At 67.3% G+C, this 23641-nt stretch carries 10 protein-coding genes; 5 read left to right on the top strand and 5 right to left on the bottom strand.

The genetic code is table 11. The features are described 5' to 3' along the window. The first annotated feature begins 115 nt into the window (after positions 1-115). From ACE026_RS11665 to ACE026_RS11655, 3 genes are read left to right on the top strand one after another with little or no spacing between them, the layout of a single operon-like run. Positions 116-9670: an SdrD B-like domain-containing protein gene (locus ACE026_RS11665; RefSeq protein ID WP_486039123.1), complete on the top strand. Its 9555-nt coding sequence runs from the start codon at positions 116-118 to the stop codon at positions 9668-9670. Further along, the gene (locus ACE026_RS11660) at positions 9667-13023 is read left to right on the top strand and encodes a hypothetical protein (protein WP_486039122.1); all 3357 of its coding nucleotides are present in this window, start codon (positions 9667-9669) and stop codon (positions 13021-13023) included. Before ACE026_RS11665 ends, ACE026_RS11660 begins: the two co-directional genes overlap by 4 nt. Positions 13024-13033: 10 nt before the next feature. After that, positions 13034-14044 (top strand): OmpA family protein, encoded by a 1011-nt coding sequence (locus ACE026_RS11655; protein WP_486039121.1) that lies wholly within the window; start codon positions 13034-13036, stop codon positions 14042-14044. Positions 14045-14057: 13 nt separating this feature from the next. On the opposite strand, the gene ACE026_RS11650 is transcribed toward ACE026_RS11655, so the two are convergent. Further along, entirely contained in the window at positions 14058-15917 is a 1860-nt protein-coding gene (locus ACE026_RS11650) for a GGDEF domain-containing protein (protein WP_486039120.1), read from the bottom strand. A 175-nt stretch (positions 15918-16092) separates the two neighbouring features. Between ACE026_RS11650 and ACE026_RS11645 the strand changes: the two genes are divergently transcribed. Both ACE026_RS11645 and ACE026_RS11640 read left to right on the top strand, forming a co-directional pair. Further along, complete coding sequence (locus tag ACE026_RS11645) at positions 16093-17448, top strand: sensor histidine kinase (RefSeq protein WP_486039119.1); 1356 nt, start codon at positions 16093-16095, stop codon at positions 17446-17448. A gap of 60 nt (positions 17449-17508) precedes the next feature. Next, on the top strand, positions 17509-20958 hold the full coding sequence (locus ACE026_RS11640) for a hybrid sensor histidine kinase/response regulator (protein ID WP_486039118.1): 3450 nt from the start codon (positions 17509-17511) through the stop codon (positions 20956-20958). A gap of 24 nt (positions 20959-20982) precedes the next feature. On the opposite strand, the gene ACE026_RS11635 is transcribed toward ACE026_RS11640, so the two are convergent. The 4 genes from ACE026_RS11635 to ACE026_RS11620 form a co-directional block, all read right to left on the bottom strand. Beyond that, the gene (locus ACE026_RS11635; protein WP_486039117.1) at positions 20983-21561 is read right to left on the bottom strand and encodes a manganese efflux pump MntP; all 579 of its coding nucleotides are present in this window, start codon (positions 21559-21561) and stop codon (positions 20983-20985) included. Between the two features lie 355 nt (positions 21562-21916). Then, complete coding sequence (locus ACE026_RS11630) at positions 21917-22297, bottom strand: hypothetical protein (protein ID WP_486039116.1); 381 nt, start codon at positions 22295-22297, stop codon at positions 21917-21919. Between the two features lie 39 nt (positions 22298-22336). Next, complete coding sequence (locus ACE026_RS11625) at positions 22337-22729, bottom strand: hypothetical protein (RefSeq protein ID WP_486039115.1); 393 nt, start codon at positions 22727-22729, stop codon at positions 22337-22339. Between the two features lie 121 nt (positions 22730-22850). Beyond that, positions 22851-23516: a response regulator transcription factor gene (locus ACE026_RS11620; protein ID WP_121040978.1), complete on the bottom strand. Its 666-nt coding sequence runs from the start codon at positions 23514-23516 to the stop codon at positions 22851-22853. Between the last annotated feature and the right edge of the window lie 125 nt (positions 23517-23641).

The following is a 23641-nucleotide window of genomic DNA, read 5'->3' as shown; positions in this document are numbered from 1 at the left end:
CGCCCCGCTTGAGCGTGCCAATGACGACAGTCGTGCACGGTCAGGTCGCATCACGTCACGGGAGCGCAGTGCGTTCCCTCTGAAAGCAGCAGAGACCGGAACAGGGGAACAACGCATGTCCAGCCATAGCGATCGCGCAGCCATCTGCGCGGCGGTGACGCCGTTCGAGCGCGCAACACCATCTGCCCGCCTGGGCCGGTGGCGCGCCGCCCTGGCGACCCTGTTGCTGGTCCTGCCACTGTCTGCATTGGCGATCGATCTGCAGATCACCGACTTCTCCGACACCGGCTACGACCCGGTACCGGCGGGCACCACGGTGATCTACAACGTCAAGGTCGAAAACGGCGCCAATGACAACGCCACTGGCAGCGTCACGATCATCGATCTGCCGGTGGGCACCGCGCTGGGCAGCCCCGCCCCGGCCGGCTGCAGCGCCTCGCCCGGCACTGCTGGGGCCACCCGCGTGGTGTGCACCAACCCGACCCTGAGCGCCTCCGGTGCGCCGTATCAGTTCAAGCTGCCGGTCACCACCGTGCAGACCCAGCCGGCCACCATCACCCTGCATGCGGCGATCGGCTTCGCCGCCGCACTGCCGCCGGCGACCACGCCGATCGTGACGCTGCCGGGCAATGACCCCTTCTTTGCCGGTGACACCAATACCGGCAACAACATCTCCAACCAGACCACGACGATCCAGGCCGCTGCCGATCTGGAGCTGAGCAAGTCCGCCACGCCCGACCCGGTGATCGGTGGCGGCGAGATCACCTACACCCTGACCGTCAAGAACAACGGCCCCAGCGTCACCACCGGCTTCCACGTGGTGGATACGCTGCCGCCCAACGTCACCCTGGTCGGTGCACCGAGCGGTGCGGACTGGAGCTTCAGCGCACAGAACGGCACCTATAACGGCACCTTGGCCGTGGGTGCGAGCGCGAGCTATCAGTTCCGCGGCAAGGTCAACGTCGGCACTGGCAACATCGTCAACGCCGCAATGGTCAATGCTGGTTCCGTCCCTGATGCGGTGCCGGACAACAATTCAGCACAGGTGACAACTGCCGTCACGGCCGGTGCGGATTTGGCGATGTCCAAGTCGGTCTCGCCGGCCCCGGCGGCCGCGGGGTCGGTCGTTACCTATACCCTGACCGCGCGCAACGATGGCCCGAGTGCGGCCACCGGGGTGGTGGTCACCGATGCGATGCCGGAAGGTTTCGTTATCACCGGCGGCAATGTCCCGGCGGGCTGGACCTGCACCAACAATGTCAGCGCGACCACGCGCACCTGCACCCTGGCCGGCAGCTTCGCGCCGGGCGCGCAGGCGATCATCACCATCACCGCGCAGGTGCCCTCGACCGGTGCCAACAGCAGCGGCGTGGTCAGCAATACCGCCCAGATCACCGCAACCACGCCGGATCCGGTGCCTGGCAACAACAGTGGCACGGTTGGCCTGACCATCATTCCCGATGGCGCCGACCTGCAGATGAGCAAGTCCAAGTCTCCCTTGCTGGTGCCAGTGTGGAACGGCACCGGCGTACGCAGCGACAGCATGATGACCTCCACGCTGGGCGTGCAGAACCTGGGGCCGCGCACCGTCACGGGCGACCTGCAGGTGGTGGACACGCTCGCCGTGGGCGAGCAGTGGGTGGATGCCAACGGGCAGCCGATCCTGCCCGGCACCTCGGTGGTGATCGGGCCCTGGAGCTGCAGCGCCAATCGTGCGTGGGCCGTCGGCCAGGCGCAGACGGTGACCTGCACCCTGGTCACCGGCTATCCGGTGGCCGTCAATGCCAACGCGCCCGCACTGGCGCTGCAGACCCTGGCGCGCACCGCCGGGGCGCTTCGCAACGACGCCTGCACCGGTGGCAGCGGCGGCTCGGTTGAGCCGATTACCGGCGGCGGCATCAATCGCGACCCGAACGACACCAATGACTGTGCCGGTGGCCAGAGCCGTGCCACCGACGACCGTGCCGACCTGTCGATCACCAAGCTGACCAATGGGCCGGGCGATACCGACAACATCATCCGCAACAGTGATGCGTCGGTGACCTACACGCTGAACATCCACAACGGCGGCGCAGCCACCACCGGCGTGGTGGTGAACGATCCGATCCCGGGCTTCGTCACCGGGGTGACCACGGTGACCGCGAACACTACGCCGGCGGGCTGGAACTGCCGCCTCAATGGCAGTGCGTGGGTGTGCGATGCGGGCACCAACGTGCTGGACCGCAACGAGACCGCGACCGTGCGCTTCACCGTCAACCGTGGTCTGTTCGACAGCCAGGGTCAGCCCGCCGGCGTCTGCGGCGGTCAGCCGCTGCTGCCGGGTCGCTTCTGCAATACGGCCGGTGTCCGTATCAATCCGGCCATCCCCGGCGCGCTCGGCGAGATCGACCAGACCAACAACACCGCCTCGGACTGGGTCCAGATCGATGCGGTGGCCAACGTCGCCACCACCCGCAAGGACATCACCTCTGGTACCCCCGGGCGCGCCGGCGTCAACACGACCTATCGCATCACCTACCAGAACATGGGGCCGTCGACGGCACGCGGTGTGGTCTTCAGCGACCTGTTCACGCTGCCTGCCAACGATGCCGGCTTCGTGCTGCTTTCCGCCCTGCGCACCGGTTCGGACGCAGCGGTCAAGGCGTGCAAGGTCACCACGACCGACCCGTCGATCAGCTCCGCACCGGCGCCCGGCGGCACCTCCTGGTTCAACACCGGTGGCGCACCGGCCACGCTGCGCCTGACCTGCACGCCCAAGGACATGGCCAACAACTCCACTGAAACGATGACGGTGGAGATCCGCCCGAACGTCAACAGTGGCAATACCGGACGCCAGTTCACCAACACCGGTGGCTTCCATTTCGACCTCAATGGCGATGGGACGCCGGATCCGTCCAGCGGCACCGATGCCAATGGCCGTACCTACGATTACAACAGCCGCACCGACGACGACACCAAGGACGCCACCTTGCCCTTCGATGCCGGTCGCGTGGATCTGATCGTCAACAAGATCGACCAGAACTTCATCGGCGCGGTGGACCCGCTGGGCTTCGACTCCCGCACCGGGATGGAAACCAACAACTACATCTACTACCAGATCAGCGTGCGCAACGCGGGGCCCTCGCTGGCCACGCATACGATGATCGATGACACCATCAGCCCGCCGCCCGGCGCCAGCGTGAGCCTGGTCGGCAGCAGAACCGGCAACATCGCCGGTCCGCAGGGTGCTCTGGAGCCGGTCGGCTCCCGCTGCTCGGTGGCTGCTGGCAGCACCAATCCCAGCACCGGGCCGCAGACCATTTCCTGCACCATGCCCAGCGCCGGTGTCCCCACGGCCGACCAAGGCGTCATCATCGCCAACCAGACCAGCTATCTGTATCTGGTCTACCAGTACATGACCGCGCCGCCGGCCACTGGCGAGACGCTGAAGAACTCGGTGACCGCGCGTTCCTCTGAGGCAGAGAGCGACACCAGCAACAACACCGCGACCCAGGAAACCAGCATCCGCACCCGCGCGGATCTGGACATGACGAAGTCCAGCGTGGTGCTGGCCCCGAGCGCCGACCCCAGCCAGGCTTTGCCGGCCGCGGCAGGCACGGTCAGCCTGCGCCAGCCGTTCTGGTTCGTGCTGGACGTGATCAACCACGGCCCCGGGCACAGCCTCTCGCGCGATCGCAGCGGTACCAACCCGCTCAACGGCGATGGCGTGGTCGTCACCGATACCCTGCCCGAAGGGCTGGAAGTCCTCGGTGGGGCCACCGCGATCACCTGGCAGAAGCTTGGCAGCACCAACGACAGCGGCGTGCAGACCACCGGCCTCGGCAACTGCCTGCTGGTGGGCCGCACCGTCACCTGCCGCATGGGCGATCTGGCCTTGGACGGGCGCGTGCGGGTGCTGATCCCCGCGCGCTGGACCACCCTGCCGGCCAATGGCGCCGGCATCAATACCGCCAAGGCCACCAGTGACCAGCTCGATCCGGAGCCGGACAACAACGAGGACACCACCACGCACACCGTGGTGCGTTCTTCGCTGGCCGGCGTGGTATTCCAGGACCGCGACCGCGACGGTGCCAACGGTGGCACGCTGCAGAGTGGCGAGCCGCTGATCTCCGGCGTCACCGTGCATCTCAGTGGTGAAGACGCGTACGGCAATGTTGTTTCGCTGGATGCCACCACCGACGCGCAGGGCGCCTACCGCTTCGAGAACCTGGCCCCGGCCGGTACCGCCGGTTACACCCTGACCCAGAGCCAGCCGGCCGCCTACGTCAACGGTCCGGTTGCGCCGCCGTCAACGGGCGCGCAGGCGCCGTCGGCCGGTGGCGTATTCGCCGCGGTAACCCCGGTCACCAGCGCCGACTCGGTCTACACCACGATCGCGTTGGGCGCGGGCGTGGATGCCGTGCGCTACAACTTCCCCGAAGTGCGTCGCCCGTCGTTGTCCGGCGTCGTCTACGTGGACAGCAACTACAGCAATGTGCGCGATGCCGGTGATGCGCCGATCGCCAACGCCACCATCGAGCTGCTCGATGCTTCCGGCACCGTGCTGGACACCCGCACCACCGGCAATGACGGCAGCTACAGCTTCATCGGGCTGGACCCGCTGCAGGTCTATACGCTGCGCGAAGTGCTGCCCGATGGCAGCTATCGCAATCGCCCCAGCGCGATCAATCCCGGCCTGATCGGTGGGATCGCCTGCGCGAGCTGCACGGTCGCTACCGGCGCGAGCGGCGATGCGCCCACGACGGATCGCATTGCCGGCATCGAGCTGTCCAGTGGCGACGACGGTACCGCGTTCAACTTCGGCGAAGACGCGATCACGTCCATTTCCGGCCATGTCTATCTGGACCGCAACGGCAATGGCGACTTCGACGGCGGTGACGCCGGCGGCCGCGGCTCGCAGCCCAATGGTGGCCTGCTGGACGTCACCATCACTCTGACCGGCGCAGGCCCGGACGGCCTCTATGGCACCGCCGACGATCTGCCGCCGATCACCGTGCAGACCGATGCACAGGGCCGTTACACCTTCGACAACCTGGTCGTGGGGCAGCACTACCGCATCACGGAAACGCAGCCGCAGGGCTACGCCGATGCGGCCGAGAACCCGAGCAACCAGATCGACATCACCGCGCTGCCGTTGACCGGTTCCAGCGGCAATGACTTTGGTGAGAAGCTCGGCTCGATTGCCGGCTCGGTCTACGAAGATTTCTCCAACGTGGCCGCCGGCAACAACAACGGCCTCCGCGATAGCGGCGAGAACCCGATCGCCAACGTGATCGTGACGCTCACTGGTACCGATGTGCTCGGCAATCCGGTCACCCTGACCGCGACCACCGACGCCGATGGTGCCTACCGCTTCAGCGATCTGCTGCCGGCCCAGGCGGGCACCGGCTACACGCTGACGGAAACCCAGCCGGCCACGTACCTGGACGGCAAGCACACCGCCGGCAACGCCGCCATGCCGGGCAGCACCGCCGTGCCCAACGTGATCTCCGGCATCGCCATCAACGCTGGACAGGACGCTACCGGCTACCTGTTCGGTGAGCTGGCCAACGCCCCGATCAGCGGCACGGTCTACCTGGACCGCAACGATGACGGCGACAACAACGCCGGCGACGTCGGCATCCCCGGCGTGCAGGTGACCATCGTCGGTGCGGGCCCGGACGGTGTGTTCGGCACCGCCGACGACACCACCGAAACCCTGGTGACCAATGCCGATGGCCATTACAGCTATCCCGGCGCCGTGGCCGGCCAGGACTACCGCATCACCGAGACCCAGCCGACCGGCTTGGCCGAGGGACGCGAAACCCCGGGCAACCTGATCACGATCACCAACCTGCCCGCGGCCGGTTCCACCGGCAATGACTTCGGCGAGCGTGCTGCTGCACTCTCCGGCACGGTCTACCTGGACCGCAACAACAACGGCGTGCAGGACGCCGGCGAACCGGGCCTGCCCAACGTGCAGGTGCAGCTGCCGGGCGGCACCGTGGATGCGCTGGGCCAGCCGGTCGCGGCGATCGTCACCGATGCCGACGGGCGGTATCGCTTCGACAACCTGCTGGCGGGTACCTATACGGTGACCCAGCAGGCCGCGCAGCCGGTGTTCAACGGCGTTGCCACGATCAATGGCATTACGGCCGCCGGCACCATCGACGGCACGACCGTCGGCACGGCCACTGCGGTGGCGAGCGTGCCCAGTGCGATCAATGCGATCGTGCTGCCGGCCGGCAAGGCCTCGATCAGCAACAACTTCGGTGAAGTGCTGGCCGTCGCCGTGTCCGGCACCGTGTTCTTCGACGCCGACAACAATGGTGCGCAGAGCGGCGCCGCCGAAACCGGCATCGAAGGCGTCACCATCGAGCTGACCGGCACCGACGACACCGGCGCCAGCGTCACGCGCAGCGTGCAGACCGACGCCGATGGCCGTTTCGCCTTCGCCGATCTGCGCCCGGGCACGTACACCCTGACCGAACCGCAGCAGCCGACCGGCACCAGCAACGGCATCACCACCGCCGGCACCGTCGACGGCGTCAGCCGTGGCACCGCCACGCCGGTGACCACCGTGCCCAGCCGCATCAGCACGATCGATCTGTCCACCCCGGGCAGTGCCTCGGTGGACAACCTGTTCGGTGAGATCCCGCTCAACAGCGGCATCAGCGGCAAGGTCTGGATCGACCGTAACAACGATGGCGTGGTCGACCCCGGCGAAACCGGCCTGGCCAACGTCACCATCACCCTGACCGGCACCGATCTGGTGGGCAATCCGGTCAGCCGCGACACCGTGACCGACGCCGACGGCAACTACAGCTTCAGCGACCTGCCGCCAGGTACCTACACGGTGACCGAGCCGGACCAGCCGGCGGGCACCCGTGACGGCCGTACCGTGGCCGGCAGCACCGGTGGCAGCGTGACCGCGCCAGGCACCGCGCCGTCGAAGATCACCGGCCTGGTGCTGGGCGTGAACCAGCAGTCGGTGAACAACAACTTCGGTGAGATCCCGACCGGCAGCATCGCCGGCCGCGTCTACAACGACAGTAACGATAACGGCGTGGTCGACGCAGGTGAGGGCGGCATCGCCAACGTCACCGTGGTGCTGACCGGCACCGATGATCTGGGCCAGGCGGTCTCGATCACGCTTACCACCGATGCCGAAGGCCGCTATCGCTTCGACGAGCTGCGTCCGGGCACCTATACGGTGACCGAGCCGACCCAGCCGCCGCAGACCCTCAACGGCATCACCAGTGCTGGCGCCGTGGACGGCATCGTCACCGGCGTGGCCACCGGCCGCGACACCGTGCCCTCGGCGATCAGCCAGATCGTGTTGCCGCTGGGTGGCGACTCGCTCGACAACAATTTCGGTGAGATCGGCGATTCGCCGGACATGCTGGTCAGCAAGACCGCGGGCAGCGCACGCTTCACCGTCAACAACATCGCTACGTACACCATTCAAGTGCGCAATGGTGGGCAGCAGCCGTCGCGCGGCGAATACATGGTGCACGACCGTCTGCCGCAGGGGCTGACCCTGGCAGCGGCGCCGAGCGGGACCGGTTGGGTCTGCACCGGCGCGGTGGGCGACACCCGCTTCGATTGCCGCAGCCAGCAGGTGCTGGCCGCCGGTGCCACCTCGGTGGACACGATCGAGGTGCAGGCGCTGGTCGGTACGGCGGCCGCGGAAGCGGGCACCGTGAACAATGCGGTGCTGGTCGAAGGCGGTGGCGAAAATGAATTCCGCGCACCGACCCCGGCCGAGCGCGGCGCGTTCGAAGGCGATGTGACCCAGCTGCCCGAGTGCGTGGAGACGATCCAGTTCAACGCCTGCCGCGTGCCCAATGCCGTCCAGCTGGCCGCCTCGGTCGGCGGTACGGTGTGGTACGACATCGGCAGCGATGACCAGCTGCTGGACGGCGGCGACAAGCGCCTGCCATCGTGGATCGTCGAACTGGTCGACCCGGCCAGCGGCCAGGTGGTGAAGACCACCACGACCGGTGCCGACGGCAGCTACCGCTTCGGCGACGTGGTGCCGGGCGTGACCTGGAACATCCGCTTCCGTGATCCGACCTCCAACATCCTGTGGCCGAACCCGGTCACCCGCGAAACCGTGGCCGGGATCCAGGAAGCCTGCGACGCACCGGCCGCCATCGCGCGCGCCGGGGTCAGCGCCTGCCGGATCAACGAGAACGGCGTCAGCCAGCTGGAAGTCGTGCTCCGCCCGGGCCAGCACCTGCCGCAGCAGAGCCTGCCAGTGGATCCGTCGGGCGTGGTCTACGACGCCACCACCCGCGACCCGGTGCCGGGCTCGATCGTGACGCTGAGCCCGGTCGGCATGTGTGCCGGCTACGACCCGCGCACCTCGGTGCTCAATGCCGGCAGCGGCGGCTATCGCCTGGAAGGCAGCGCGATCTCGATGACGGTCGGCAGCGAGGGCTTCTACCAGTTCGCCTTCGGCCCGGCTGCGCCGGCCCGCTGCGAATTCCAGCTCACTGTGACGCCGCCGGGCAGCTATCAGTTCGTCTCGTCGTTGATCCCACCGCAGGGCGGCTCGCTGTCGCCCGCCGGCAGCGCCGGTGCCAACCACGAGGTGCAGCCGAATCGACTGGCACCGACCGGTGCGGTCGGCATGGCGACGCAGTACTACCTCGGCCTGTTCGCCGGCTCGGACACCGCGGCCATCGTCAACAACCACCTGCCGCTGGACACTGCGGTAGCGACCGGCCTGGCCATCAGCAAGAACGGTGACCGCCAGACCGCCGAGATCGGCGACACCGTGCAGTACACGATCACCATCCGCCAGACCGCGGGCAGCGCGCTGCGCACGGTCAACGTGATCGATCGCCTGCCGCGTGGCTTCACCTACATCGACGGCACCGCGCGTGCCGATGGCCGCGCCGTGACCGATCCATCGGGCAAGCCGGGTCCGTTGCTGGGCTTTGATGTCGGCCCGATCACGGTCGGTGGGCAGATCGTGCTGACCTACCGGGTGCGGGTGGGCGTGGGCGCGCAGCAGGGCGATGGCATCAACCGCGCGCAGGCGTTCGGGTGTGCCTTCAGCGGTGGCTGCATCGACACCGGCAGCCTTACCCCGTTGCCGGGCGCATTGCCGTCTAACCGCGCCGAATACCGCGTGCGCGTCACCGGCGGTGTGTTCACCGCCCAGGCCTGCGTGCTCGGCAAGGTATTCGTGGACTGCAACAACAACCACGTGCAGGACCGCGAAGAGTTGGGCATCCCCGGCGTGCGCCTGTACTTCTCCGACGGCACCTGGGTGATCAGCGACTCGGAAGGCAAGTACAGCTACTGCGGCCTGCCGCCGCAGAGCCACACGCTGAAGGTGGATGCCAGCACGTTGCCGCTCGGCGCGCGCCTGACCACCAGCAGCAACCGCAACCTGGGCGATGCCGACAGCCTGTTCCTGGATCTCAAGAACGGTGAGCTGCACCGTGCCGACTTCATCGAAGGCAGCTGTGCCAACCCGGTGCTGGAGCAGGTCAAGGCCCGCCGTACCCAGGGTGAGGTGCGTGCGCCGGAGACCGAGACCGGGCAGCCGCCGCTGCGTTTCGACAGCAAACCCGCGCGGGCGCCGCAACAGGCGACCGACTCGGCCAACCAGAGACCGATCGTGCAACCCAGAGCCCATCCGCCCGCTGCCGGCGCTTCGACGGAGGGCCAGCCATGAGCCGCGTCGCGACGTTGTCCCGCCTGCCGCGCCTGAGCCTGCTCGCCTGCGCCCTGGCGGCCGTGCCCGCCATGGCCCAGAGCGTGGGCAGCCCCGGCCGCTTCACGCCGGTGCTCGGCGATGCCAGCAGCTTGTACCCGCGCAGCCCGGCCAGTACCGATGCTGCCCCGCGCGCGCTGGACAGCGCGGTGCCAGGCACGCTCGATCGGATCCTGGTCGAACTGGACCGTGATGGCGTACCGGCCGACGGCCAGAGCGCCGTGCATGTGCGTGTGCAGTTGCTGGACGCCGCCGGTCGTGCGCTGACCGGCACCACCTACGCCACGATCGAGACCAGCGGTGGCCGCATCCGCCTGCCCGGCTCGCGCACCGATGAACTCGGTCCGGGTGCGCTGGACGCCGACAAGGTCACTCCGGGCATCCAGCTGCAGGTGGTCGATGGCGTGGCCGAATTCGATCTGCTTGCCCCGCATGAGCCGCAGGATGTGGTGCTGCGCATCACTGCCGGCGCAGAGACGGCGCAGGGCACGATCGGCTTCCTGCCGGAGATGCGTGAGCTGCTGGCTACCGGTCTGATCGAAGGCGTGGTCAACTTCCGCCGGCGCAGCAACGCCGGCCTGATCTCGCCGGTGGAGCATCACGATGCCTTCGACCGCGACATCCGCCGTTGGGAGCGCCAGTTCAACAACGGCAAGGCCAACGCCGCCGCGCGAACCGCGTTCTTCGTGAAGGGGCGGATCAAGGGCGAGTACCTGCTCACCGCTGCCTACGATTCGGACAAGGACACCCGGGGCCGCCTGCTGCGCGACATCCAGCCGGAAGAGTTCTACCCGGTCTACGGGGATTCCTCGCTGCGCGGCTTCGATGCGCGCTCGGCCGAGCGCCTGTATGTGCGCATCGACAATCAGCGCAGCTACCTGCTGTACGGCGACTTCCAGACCGGCGACACGCTGGCCACCGCGACCGGTATCGGCGGCAGTGGCGCGATCCCGCAGCGCAGCCTGGGCACTTACAACCGCACCGCCACTGGCCTGGGCTGGCACTTCGAAAGCGAGCGCGTACGCAGCAACGTGTTTGCGATGCAGGATTCGCTGCGCCAGGTGATCGAGGAGTTCCGCAGCCAGGGCAGTGGCCCGTATGCGCTGCGCAACAACGCCGTGCTGGAAGGCAGCGAGCGGGTGGAGGTGATCGTGCGCGATCGCAACCAGCCCACCCGCATCACCTCGGTGCGCTCGCTGGCGCGGTTGGTCGATTACAGCTTCGAGCCGTTCTCCGGCCGGATCCTGCTCAATCAGTTCCTGCCGGCGTTCGACAGCGATCTCAATCCGGTGTCGCTGCGCATCACCTATGAGCTGGACCAGGGCACCGAGAAGTTCTGGGTGGTCGGCGCCGATGCGCAGGTCAAACTCACCGAGCAGCTCGAGGTCGGCGCGGCGGCGGTCGATGACCGCAATCCCTATGCCGAGTTCAAGATGGGTAGCGCGAACGCGAGCTACCGGTTCGGCGCCAACACGCTGCTGGTCGCCGAGTTCGCGCGCACCCGCAGCGAGGTCAATACCAACTCTATCAACCAGATCACCTCGCAGGGCCTGAAGGACATCACCGGGGAGGTCGAGGGCGACGCCTGGCGGGTGGAGTTCGCGCACAGCGCCGACAAGCTCGACGCCCGCGTGTTCGCCGCACGTACCGATCCGGCCTTCAACAACCCGGCGGCACCGCTGTACGGTGGCCGTGGCGAGTACAACGCGCGGTTGGCGTACCGGGTGGGCCCGCGGCTGGAGCTGTATGTGGAAGGCCTGCGCAGCGAGGATCGCAACCCCGATGGCGGCAAGCGCGATGCCGGCGGTGCCGGTGTACGCATCGGCGCTACCGAACGGCTGACCGTGGACCTGGGCGTGCGCAGCATCCGCGAGACCATCGGCGTGACCTCGCCGTGGTCGTCCGGGGTGCCGTTCGGCAATGCTGGCGGTCTCACCGGTGGGTTTGCGACCGGTTCCGGTGGCGGCGCACTGGGCTACGGCCAACAGGCGCTGGATCCGCTGACCGGCCTGATGGTCATCAACGGCAGCAGCAGTGGCAGCCCGATTACCAGCGACCTGCCGGTCGGCACTGAGCTGGAATCGGATAGTGCCCGGTTCGGGCTGGGCTATCGCCTGAGCGATCGCCTCAGTGCCGGTGCGGAAGTGGAGCACAGCGTGAGCGGCGAGGACCGCAAGCGCCTGGCGGCCGGCCTGGATTACCAGGTGTTCGAACGCAGCCGCGTGTATGGCCGCTATGAGAAGCAGACCGGCCTGACCAGCGCCTACGGCATCACCACCACCGACCGCGAAGCCGATGCGCTGGTGTTCGGTATCGACAGCAGTTACCTACGCGATACCCAGACCTTCAGCGAGTACCGCCTGCGCGATTCGATCAGCGGCCGCGATGTGCAGGCCGCTTCGGGTATCCGCAACAACTGGGACATCCGCGAAGGCCTGCGCCTGGCCAGCTCGGCCGAGCACGTCAAGGTGATCGACGGCAGCACCGGCGACAGCACCGGCCTGGCGCTGGCGCTGGACTACAGCGCCAACCCGCTGTGGCGCGGTGCGATCCGTGCCGAGCACCGCATCTCCGAGGATGTGCCTGATACCGAGACCAACGAGGCGTTCAACACCACGCTGCTGCAGTTCATGCTCGCCCGCAAGCTCAGCCGTGACTGGACGCTGCTGGCGCGCAACTATCTGCTCAGCACCCGCTACGACGCCCGCGGCGATGTGCTGCAGGATCGATTCCAGCTCGGCGTGGCGTACCGCGATACCGACCGCAACCGGATCAACGCGCTGGCCCGCTACGAGTACAAGCTGGAGCGCGATGAAAGCGGCCTGACCCTGTCCGACGGCAATACCGCCGATGGCAGCAGCCAGGACGTACGCACCCGCGCGCATATCGTCTCGGCGCATGCCGACTGGCATCCGTCGCGACCGTGGTGGTTCACCGGCCGCGTGGCCGGCAAGTGGCAGCAGGACCAGTTCGCCTACACCGATAGTGCACGGGTCAACAGTCGCTTCCGCGCGATGCTGTTCTCCGGCCGCGTGGTGTACGACATCACCGAGAACTGGGACATCGGCGTGCTTGGCTCCACCTTCCGTGGGCAGAGCGGTGCCAACCAGTACGCCTACGGCATGGAAGTCGGCCGCCTGCTGCGGCAGAACCTGTGGCTGTCGGCCGGCTACAACTGGAGCGGTTTCGCCGGCGATCGTGACCTCAACGGTTACGAGTACACCCAGCAGGGCGTGTTCCTGCGCCTGCGCTTCAAGTTCGATGAAGACCTTTTCCGGCCGGACCCCGTCCGCTACCGCGACCCGGCACGCTGAGGATGCCCTGATGACGACCCTTTCCCCGATTGACCGTATTGCTCCGTCGCTGCTCGCCGCAGCCCTTCTGGCTGCCGTGGCCGGGCCCGCCGGCGCGCAGCAGGCGCAGTTGTTGCCGCAGCAGCAGCGCATCACCGACGAGGCGATCCATGCCGACCATGGCACCTATGAGGCCACCCAGGGCCGCATCCAGGCGCTCAATGACGGCGGGCGCCCGATCCGCGACTATCACCTGTCCAAGGCGCAGTGCTGGCTGGATGTGTCCTTCCACGAGTACAGCCGCAATGATCGCAGCGCGTTCCCGCAGCAGGCGCTCACCGAATCGGAGAAGCTGATCATCGGCATGGAGCAGGGCGTCTCGCCGCTGCCCACCGATACGCCGCTGGTGAACAATGCCAAGTACCTGCGCGATGACCTGTGGCAGCGCCTGCGGGTCCTGCACGGTGCGCCGGGCTTCGTGTGCGCGCAGCAGCAGGTCGCCTGTGGCGAGGTCGAGCTGGTGCACGCCGGCAACGAATTCAACCAGCAGCAGTGGCGCCATTCCAAGCCGTATATCCAGATCGCCGAGGAACTGGTCAATGACGCCGAGGCGCTGGCCCGCCAGTGCGATGTCGACCCGGCCATCGTCGCTGCGCCGGGGCCCTTGGTGGCCAATGTGCTGTTCGAGTTCGACCGTGATGCGTACCGCGACATCCGCACCTACTCACTGGAAAGCGTGGACCGCGCGCTGGCCAGCATCGCCGATGAGTCCCTGCAGCTGGACGGTGTGACCCTGGTGGGTCATGCCGACCGCATGCAGGGACGCGGCTTCGATGCCAACCAGGCGTTGTCCGAGCGACGTGCCCGTACCGTGCGCGAGCTGCTGATCGGGCGGGGTATCGATCCGGACCGCATCCGCTATGAGTACAAGGGCGATACCCAGCAGGTGCAGCAGTGCGATGGCGTGCGCCCGCGTGCGGCGCTGCTGGAATGCCTGTTGCCGAACCGGCGGGTCGAGGTGCGGTTCGAGGTGACGCGCTGATCCGCCTGCGCGATCAGCGCTGTCCGCAGCCGGTCTGCACGTCCTGATCCACTGCGGCACGTGCAGGCTCCCGGCGTGGCGGAAGCCAGGCCATCGGCCGGCTTCCGGCCAATGACACCCAACCGCAGGCCATCGCCCGCGCGGGGTCGTGCAGCAGGCTGTACAGATCCACATCACGGCCAGGATCTTCGCCCCAGAGCATGGCCCAGGCATTGTGGCCACTGCGGCGGGCACTCTGCAGCGCGCGATCGGCCGCGCGCAGGCTGTCCTCCAGCGTGGCCGGTGCACCGGGGAACAGCGGCAGGGGGGCCACCCCGATACTGGCGGTGAGTGTCAGGTGCTGGCCCGGGCCGATATCCACCACCAGCCGTTCGATCGCCGCGCGCAGGCGATTGGCCAGCGCCTGGGCCGCTGCTGCGGCGGTATCGTGACGCACCACGAGGAAAGTGCCGCCCGCCCAGCGGGCGATCCGATCATGGCGGTCGCTGTGCTGGCGCAGGCATCGGGTCACCGCACGCAGCACGGCATCCCCCGCTGCCTGGCCATAGTGCTCGTTCAGCGCCTTGAACGCGTCCAGTTCCAGCAGCATCACCACGCTGCGCTGCCCACCTCTGGCCTTGGCCAACTCCACGCTGAGCAGCCGCTCGGCTTCACGGCGGTTGACCGTACCGGTTACCCAGTCGGTACTGCTCAGCAGCGCCAAGCGCTGCCGCTGCCGCCGCATGCGCAGCAGGAGCACCATGGCAACCGTGACGACCACCAGCAGGGCGATCAGCGCGCCGTTGCGAAGCACACGGACGCGGTCCAGATCCTGCACCGCATTGACCTCGGCCGGATCGATGCTGCGCTCGGCAGTGGCCTGCAGCTTGGCCAACTGGTTGAGGATGTCCCCCTTGCTGCGCGCGCTGTCGATCGCCCGTGCCTGGCGCGCATAGCCCAGGGCCTGTTCGCGGTGGCCCAGCAGGGTGTGGATGTCGCCAAGCAGGTCCATGCCCTCGCGGATCTCATCGTTGAAGTGGCCGCGTTCGGCCTGCATCTGGGCCTGCTCGGCCAGCGGACGAGCCGCTTCGGCGCCGTGCTGGTCGATGGTCAGCCGGGCGAGCCGCTGCAGTGTCACGATGTGGCCCTGGGGATCCTGCCGTGCCTGCCAGCTGAGCACGCTGCGGAACCGGGCCTCGGCCTCGGCCACCTGGCCGCGCAGACGCTGGATTTCAGCGCGATGGCTGGCGATGCGGTACAGGAACAACTCCTGTCCGCCCAGCCGCGTGCCGATCGCCTCGGCCCGGCTGAAGGCCGTGTTGGCTTCCTCATGCCGCTGCATCCGCAGCAGTGCGTAGCCATAGTTGTAATACAGGATGAGATCGCCCGGATTGGGCGGCCGGCGCATGTGCTGGCTGAGTACCGTGGCTTTCTGCAGATACGTCAGCGCCCCTTGCGCATCGCCCATGGCATCGCCGCGGATCATGGCGATCTGCATCAGCGCGGCGATCTGGCCCTGCACGTCACGCTCGCGCACCGCGTCTTCAAGGAAGGCGTTGGTCAGCGTCAGGGCCTGGCTGTGCTCGCCGCGCCAGAGCAGCAGGTGTGCGGCCATGGAGTGCGCCCGCAGCCTGTCTTCCTTGCCCGCATCGGCGCGCGCAGCGGCGGCCTCCAGCCTGTCCGGCAGATCGATGGTCTGGTCGAGCTGGCCCTGCGAGCGCAGCGCGACACCCAGGCAGCCCAGCGCACCGATCTCGATCGAGGTGGGCAGCGAGGGAGTGGCCAGCAGGCTGCGCGCCATGCTCAGCGACAGGCGTGGCTCACTGGTCAACAAGGCATGACACTGTTCGACCTGCGCGGTCAGCGGCACGGTGTCGGCGGAACGCTGCGCCATCGCAGCGGACGGGGCCAATGCGAACAGGCAGACAAGCGCGGACAGTCCGCGACGGACAAGCGACAACGTACGCATAGGAGCAACGACTTCCCGGTCGAGTGCAGGCAGGCGGCAACGCATTTGGATGACCCCTCGGGGCCGGCCGCTGTCGCTTTCGGCCTGTATTCTGCCACACATGCCCATTCCGCCTTCCTCTCCCCGCGACGTGCCCGTCGCCGGCGTACCCCCCTCGCTGGGGCGCCGTACCGATGCCATGCTGCGCGGGCTGCTGCACATGGTGGGTCTGTTCCACCTGTGCATGGCCGTCTGGATAGCGCTGCGCATGGGCATCGGCCTGGATGTGATGGTGCCGCTGATCGCCGGCCTTCACGCCTTGCTGTGCCTGGTTTGCCTGCTGGAGCACCACGCAGGTCGCACGCTGCGGGCAGCCGCCGTGTTCGTGATCGGCGAGTTGCTGCTGGCGACCCTGGCGTACACGTACTGGGGGCTGGCGGCACAATCGCGGCTGCAGCTGGTGGTGATAGTGCCGGTGCTGCTGGTCTCCGCCGTACTGGGGCGGCGGCCGCTGGGGTGGGCCACCGCCTGGTTGAGCGGCTTGATGGTGGCGGGGGCGTGGGTGGATGCCTCCAGCCTGATGTTCCGTCCGGACCGGGTCCTGCTTGCGGTGAACGATCTGGCGATAGCTGTGTTCGGAACGTGGCTGGGGGCCTGGCTGTTGCACCACAGCGTGACCGGGCTGCGCGAGAGCCTGCAGGTGGCACGGCAGCGCAGCGCCGAGCTGGCCGGCAAGCGCGATGAACTGCAGTTGGAGATCCAGGAGAAAGAGCGCTCGCGCGAGCAGCTGGTGCACGCGATGAAGATGGAGAACGTCGGGCGTCTGGCCAGTGGCATCGCGCATGACTTCAATCACGTGCTGGCGCTGATCCAGGGATATGTCGCCAAGGCCCGCCGCAGTACCGGTGAAGAAGCGCTGCAGGAGGCCCTGCAAGGCGCACAGTCGGCGACCCGCCGTGCCGCCACCGTCAGCCGGCGGCTGCTGGATTTCAGCCGGTTGGACCCGGGGCGCCCCCAACTGCTGGATGCGGCCGGCACGGTCATGGCCATGGAGCCGATGCTCCAGCAGGTGTTCGGCGACAGCGTGCAGTGCCGCGTCGCCACCGACGGTGCCACCGGGCAGATCCACTTCGATCCCGCGCAGCTGGAGTCCATCCTGCTCAGCCTGGCGGTGAATGCCGAGCAGGCCATGCCCGAGGGCGGCCGGTTCGATCTGACCTTGATCGACCTGCCCGCCAGTGGTGAGTTGTTGATCCGGGCCAGCGATACCGGCCAGGGCATGAGTGCGGAGGTCCGCGCCCACTGCCTGGAACCGTTCTTCACCACCAAGCCGATGGGTGAGGGCACCGGGCTCGGGTTGGCGGTGACTGCCAGCCTGGTCCGCGCGGCGGGCGGCGAGGTCGACGTGGACAGCAAACCCGGGGCAGGGACCCGGATCGGAATCCGGCTTCCTGCCCGCCAGCGGGCCACGGCATGAGCACCACGACGGGCGTGGCCCAGCCGCTACACTGCGGGCTGCTCTCGCGGAAACAACCCTGTGGTTTCTAGCTGGATCCTGCTGCTGGTCTCGGTGGCCTATGCCGCGCTGCTGTTCGGCGTGGCGTGGTGGGGCGACCGTCGCCCGATGTACCCGGATCGCCCGTGGCTGCGCCCGGTGGTCTACAGCCTGGCACTGGCCGTGTACTGCTCGTCATGGACGTTCTACGGTGCGGTCGGCACGGCGGTGCGCAATGGCATCGGCTACCTGCCGATCTACCTGGGGCCCCTGCTGCTGTGGGTGTTCGGCTGGCGGATCATCGAGCGCCTGGCGCTGATCGCACGCAGCCAGAACGTGGTCTCCATCGCCGATTTCATCTCCTCGCGGTTCGGCCGCTCGCGCCGCCTGGCCGCACTGGTGGCGGTGATCGCGCTGATCGGCATCGTGCCGTACCTGGCCCTGCAGTACAAAGCCGTCGCGATGAGCCTGCAGGTGCTGACCGGCAACGTCGGCCCCACCGGCTTCTTCACCGATCCCGCGCTGTACGTGGCGTTGCTGATGGCGCTGTTCGCCACGCTGTTCGGGACGCGCCAGGTGGATGCCACCGAGCACCACCACGGCATGATGCTGGCGATCGCGCTGGAATCGATGATCAAGCTGATCGCGATGGTCGCGCTGGGCCTGTTCGCCTACCTGTGGCTCAACGACCGCACCGATGCGGTGATCGAGTCGGCGCATACGCTGTTCACCGGCTTGCCACCGGTCGGTTTCATTTCCCAGACGCTGCTGAGTTTCCTGGCCATCATCTGCCTGCCGCGCCAGTTCCATGTGGCGGTGGTCGAGTGTGGCGATGTGCGTGATATCCGCCGCGCGCGCTGGATGTTCGGGGCCTACCTGGTGATCATCTCGGCGATGGTGATCCCGATCGCCACCGCCGGCGTGACCCTGTTCGGCACCGGCGGCAGCGTTGCCGACGACAGCATGGTGCTGGCCCTGCCGCTGGCCGAGGGTTACAAATTCCTCGCGCTGGTGGCGTATGTGGGCGGCTTCTCGGCCGCGACCGGCATGGTCATCGTGGCCTCCATCGCCTTGGCCACCATGGTCAGCAACGACCTGGTCATGCCGGTGCTGCTGCGCCGCAGTGGCGATCACCAGGAGGCGGCAGATGTCGCCTCGCGGGTGCTGTGGATCCGCCGCACCGCGATCCTGGTGTTGGCCCTGATGGCCTACAGCTACTACCGCGGCAGCAGCAACGACAGCACGCTGGCCTCGTACGGGTTGATGGCGTTCGCGGCGGTGGCGCAGTTCGCGCCCGGGCTGATCGGTGGGTTGTATTGGCGTGGCGCCAGCCGCCGCGGCGTGGAAGTCGGCATGCTGCTCGGCTTCGGCACCTGGGTATATACGCTGCTGTTGCCGGCGCTGACCCAGGCCGGCTGGATGTCGTCGGCCTGGCTGGTGCAGGGCCCGTTCGGGATCGGCTGGCTGCAGCCGCAGCACCTGTTCGGCATGAGCGGCTGGGACCCGCTGACCCACGGCACATTCTGGTCGCTGCTGGTCAATGTCGCGGCGATGGTGCTGGTTTCGGTGCGCTGGCGTCCTGGCGTGGATGAACGCCTGCGTGCGGCGCCGTTCCTGGACCCCTACGCGCAGCGCCCGTCGGTGGCCGGTGCGTGGCCGGGCAACGTGCATGTCGGTGACCTGTTGGCGCTGGCCTCGCGCGTGGTGGGCGACCGTCATGCCCGGCGATCGTTCTTCGAGCAGGCGCAGTCCATGGACCGCGAGCTGCAGGCGTCCGCGCCGGCGGACCGTGCCTGGGTGCAGTTCACCGAGCGCCTGCTGGCGGCCTCGATCGGCGCGGCGTCGGCCCGCCTGCTGCTGACCAGCCTGCTGCGCGGTTCGGGCATGGACCTGGGCGAAGTGGTGGCGGTGCTCGACGAGGCAGGCCAGGAACTGCGCTTCAACCGCGAGATTCTCTCCACCACCCTGGAGAACATCAGCGCGGGGGTCAGCGTGGTTGATCCGGACATGCGCCTGACCGCCTGGAACCGCCGCTACCAGCAGATGTTCGGGTACCCCGACGGGATGCTCTACGTGGGCCGGCCGGTGGCCGACCTGATCCGCTACAACGCCGAGCGCGGTGAGCTCGGCGAGGGTGACATCGAGCTGCAGATCAACCGCCGCATCGGCTACATGCGTGCCGGCTCGCCGCACATCTTCGAGCGCACCCGCAGCGACGGCAAGGTGATCGAGATGCGCGGGCAGGCGCTGCCCGGCGGTGGCTACGTCACCAGTTACAACGACATCACCGACTACAAGCACGCCGAGCGCGCGCTGCTGGAAGCCAACGAAACGCTGGAGCAGCGCGTGGCCGAGCGCTCGCATGAAGCCGAGGTGGCCCAGCAGTCCAAGACGCGCTTCCTGGCCGCGATCAGCCATGACGTGCTGCAGCCGCTCAATGCTGCCCGTCTGTTCGCTTCAGCGCTGCGTGAGAGTCACCACAACAACGAAGAGCAACGGCATCTGGCCGAGCGCGTGGATGCCTCGTTGCGTGCAGCCGAGGAACTGCTGGATGGCCTGCTGGATGTCTCCCGTCTGGATGCCGGTGGCCTGCATCCGGTGATCGGCGATTTCGATGTCAGCCTGCTGATGCGCGAGCTGGCGGCGCAGTACTCGCCCGTCGCGGCCGGCCGTGGGTTGCGCATGGATCTGTTCGCGCGGCCGGCCTGGGTACGCAGCGATCGCCGCCTGCTGCGCCGCGTGCTGCAGAACTTCCTGGCCAATGCGCTGCGCTACACGCGCCAGGGCCGCATCGTGCTGGCCGTGCGTCATCGCGGGCCGGAGGTGGAACTGCAGGTATGGGATACCGGCCCGGGCATTCCCGAACACCACATGCAACAGATTTTCGATGAGTTCCATCGCTACCAGCAGCCGTTCGACTGGGGCGAGCAGGGCCTGGGGCTGGGCCTGTCGATCTGCCAGCGTATCTCGCGCCTGCTCGATCACCGCCTCAACGCCCGCAGCCGGGTCGGCAGCGGCAGCATGTTCTCGATCCTGCTGCCCCTCGTGGCGGCCCCCGCCTTGCCGACCGCAGAAGCACTGCCGGCACCGAGCCCGGTCACCCGCGCCGATTCACTGGCCGGCATGCGCGTGCTGTGCGTGGATAACGACCAGGAAATCCTGGATGGCATGCGGGCGCTGCTGGGCCGTTGGCAGGTGCAGGTGATCACCGCCAGCACCGTCGACCAGGCACTGGAGAAAGTGGTCGAACGGCCGGACGTGATGTTGGTGGACTACCACCTGCACGACCGCCTGGACGGGCTGGACACGCTGGTGGCGCTGGGCCAGAAGGCCGGGCGTGCGATTCCCGGCGCGCTGCTCACCGCCGATGGGCGCGATGAGCTCAAGCGGATGGCACGTGACCGCGGCTACCGGTTGTTGACCAAACCAATCAAGCCGGCCTCGCTGCGCGCCTTCCTGGCCGCCTTCCACGACACCCGCGGCGATCTTTAGCCGCGGGGCCGGCATGACCGCCGGTCAGGCCACGGCGCCGCTGAGGTGTTCGTACAGGATGGTGGAGCCGATGATGATCAGGATCAGACCGCCGATGATCTCGGCGCGCTTGCCGACCATGCCGCCCAGCACGCGGCCGAGCATGATGCCGGCGGTCACCATGGTGAGCGTGCACAGGCCGATGATCAGCGCCATCACACCAATATGCACGTCGAGGAAAGCCAGGCCGATGCCGACCGCCATCGCATCGATGCTGGTGGCGAAGCCGGTCATCGCCAGGCGCCAGAAGCCATGGTGCTTGCTGGTGTCTTCGTCCTCGGCGCCGTCATCGGGACGCAAGCCGTTGATGATCATGTGCACGCCCAGCGCACCGAGCAGGCCGAACGCGATCCAGTGATCGAAGGCCTCCACATACGCCAGTGCAGCGCGGCCGAGCAGCCAGCCGATCACCGGCGTGATGCCTTCGATGACACCGAAAATCAGGCCGGCGCGCAAGGCGTCGGAAAAGCGTGGCTTGCGCATGGCTGCGCCCTTGCCGATGGCAGCAGCGAAGGCATCGGTGGACATGGCAAAGCCGATCAGCAGGATCGAAATGGGGGACATTGGGGTACGCGACAGGTCGGGCGAGAGCGAGCAACGGACCGCGGACGCGCCCAACCTGTCGTTGCGCACGCGGACCGCTGGTCTCGCCAACCAAGATGGTTGCCCGCACCACGGCGCACTGGCCGAGTATGTTGATACGGGCGATTCCTTCAGCAGGAATCCGGCTACTCCCCAAGGGGACGCGAAGCTTAGCACCGGGTGTGCGGCGTGGAACGTTTACCGCGAATTGCGCAGGTAACGCTGGAATTCATAGCTCCGGCTATAACGCCGGCGCGTGTAGATCCACGCCATGCGTGGATGCTGTTCGTTCCGGCATAGCGTCAGCGACTCATGATCCGGGTCCACCGTTCTGCAGTCAGTCACTCAGCGGCGGCTTGGCAGACAGCGGCTGACGGTGTGGATCGGCAGACGTATCGCTATCCGACTGCGAACGAAGCAATCTAAAACTGCAGTGTCCCTCCATGATTTGCAGATCAACTACCGTTTGCGACTTGCTGCGGCCTCCGATGGGCTGGACATGGAGGCCGAGGCTGGCAATGTGGCCCTCGATCTGATCAATCTCCGACAGCCGCATCTCGTTCGCCGCCCGCTCCAATGCAGTGAAGCATGCTTCGTACTTCCCATATCCGACGCAAGGCTCGAACTCACCTTCAAACGTGCCGTAGCGGCCAGGCCGACAATGACGAAGCCACCCAATCTCGACGGAATCGCTGTCGATGAGTTTCCAGTCGTTCATCTGCGGTGCGTTGCTGTTCGTTGAATGGACCTCAGCATGCTAAAGCACATGCAGGTCGTACAGTTTCGGGCCTGCAAACGTAGTGCTCTGGCGGTCCATATCGAAGACAGCCGTCAGATCGCTGCTTTCGCCATCGGTCGTGAGAGCCAACTCGATCTGCATGCCTGAAGGACGCCAGTAAACCGCAGCCTGCGTACGAACAAAGTCGTCACTGGGCACATCGATACGAAAGTGATGGATGGGGTCGGGAGGATCGGAGAAGTACTCCAGAGCGACGCGCCTGAAGTCCTCGATCTGATTGATTGGGAATCCGTCAGGTAAGGGGCCGTCTGGGCAGCCGTCGCGAATGAACGAGATAAGGACGCGGATGGCGTCCCGTTCCTTGGGATGAAGAAAGCAACCAGGTTTGTTGCCGTGAGGAGATTGGTTCATCGCGGTGGTTGGTGGGCGATATCGCCCACTCTACGATCGGCACCCGTCAGCCCACCAGAGCTGATCTCGTCATCGTCGCGTTTTAGGCGCCCACAAGGCGCGCCGCAGTTGGCAACCACCGTCACTCTTCTTCCGGCGGCAGCACGATCTGCTCGTCATCGATGGCCAGCTTGCCGGCCATCAGCACCGCCTGGGTGCGGTTGGTGACGCCGAGCTTGCGCAGGATCGCGGTGACGTGGGCCTTGATCGTCGCTTCGGAGACGTTGAGGTCGTAGGCGATCTGCTTGTTGAGGCGGCCGGCGCCGAGCATCTGCAATACCCGGAACTGCTGCGGGGTCAGCTCGCGCAGGCGCTGGCCGATTTCGCGTTCCTCGCGCCCGGTCTGGGGCACGTTGTGCGCTTCCGGCGGTGCCCAGGTCTCGCCATCCAGGATGGTGCCCAGCGCATGGCCGATCGTGTCCGAATCGGCGGATTTGGGGATGAAGCCGAACGCACCATGGTCGAGCGCGCGGCGCATTACCGTCGGCTCCTCACGGGCGGATACCACCACCACCGGCAGCTGCGGGTGCAGGGCGCGCATATGCACGAGCGCGTTGAAGCCCTGTGCGCCGGGCATGTTGAGGTCCATCAGGACCAGGTCGGCGTCGGTGTGCTGGTCGGCCAGTTGGTACAGCGCTTCCACGCTGTCCGCTTCGTACAGCTGCACGCCGGGGATGACGCGTTGCACGGCCCCACGAAGGGCTTCGCGGAACAGCGGATGATCATCGGCAATCAGGAGGGTCGTCATGGTGGGGGCCATGTTGCGGAGGAGTGCAGCGACGCAACGAAAAAGTCTATCGAGATGACAGCCCCCTGAGTCAGGGGGCGGCCGCGAAGCGGCGGGGTGTGGGTGCTGGTGAGGCGGGGCCCACG

This window comes from Stenotrophomonas sp. AGC87 (assembly GCF_057333975.1).
The sequence above is the reverse complement of the archived record's forward strand: the minus strand, read 5'-3'. Positions and strand labels throughout refer to the sequence as shown.

What these genes read in the sequence shown, in the direction of transcription:
- ACE026_RS11660 (WP_486039122.1), top strand. Translation starts at nt 9,667, where the DNA reads ATGAGCCGCGTCGCGACGTTGTCCCGCCTGCCGCGCCTGAGCCTGCTC.
- ACE026_RS11650 (WP_486039120.1), bottom strand. Translation starts at nt 15,917, where the DNA reads ATGGCGCAGCGTTCCGCCGACACCGTGCCGCTGACCGCGCAGGTCGAA.
- ACE026_RS11665 (WP_486039123.1), top strand. Translation starts at nt 116, where the DNA reads ATGTCCAGCCATAGCGATCGCGCAGCCATCTGCGCGGCGGTGACGCCG.
- ACE026_RS11645 (WP_486039119.1), top strand. Translation starts at nt 16,093, where the DNA reads ATGCCCATTCCGCCTTCCTCTCCCCGCGACGTGCCCGTCGCCGGCGTA.
- ACE026_RS11625 (WP_486039115.1), bottom strand. Translation starts at nt 22,729, where the DNA reads ATGAACCAATCTCCTCACGGCAACAAACCTGGTTGCTTTCTTCATCCC.
- ACE026_RS11630 (WP_486039116.1), bottom strand. Translation starts at nt 22,297, where the DNA reads ATGAACGACTGGAAACTCATCGACAGCGATTCCGTCGAGATTGGGTGG.
- ACE026_RS11635 (WP_486039117.1), bottom strand. Translation starts at nt 21,561, where the DNA reads ATGTCCCCCATTTCGATCCTGCTGATCGGCTTTGCCATGTCCACCGAT.
- ACE026_RS11620 (WP_121040978.1), bottom strand. Translation starts at nt 23,516, where the DNA reads ATGACGACCCTCCTGATTGCCGATGATCATCCGCTGTTCCGCGAAGCC.
- ACE026_RS11655 (WP_486039121.1), top strand. Translation starts at nt 13,034, where the DNA reads ATGACGACCCTTTCCCCGATTGACCGTATTGCTCCGTCGCTGCTCGCC.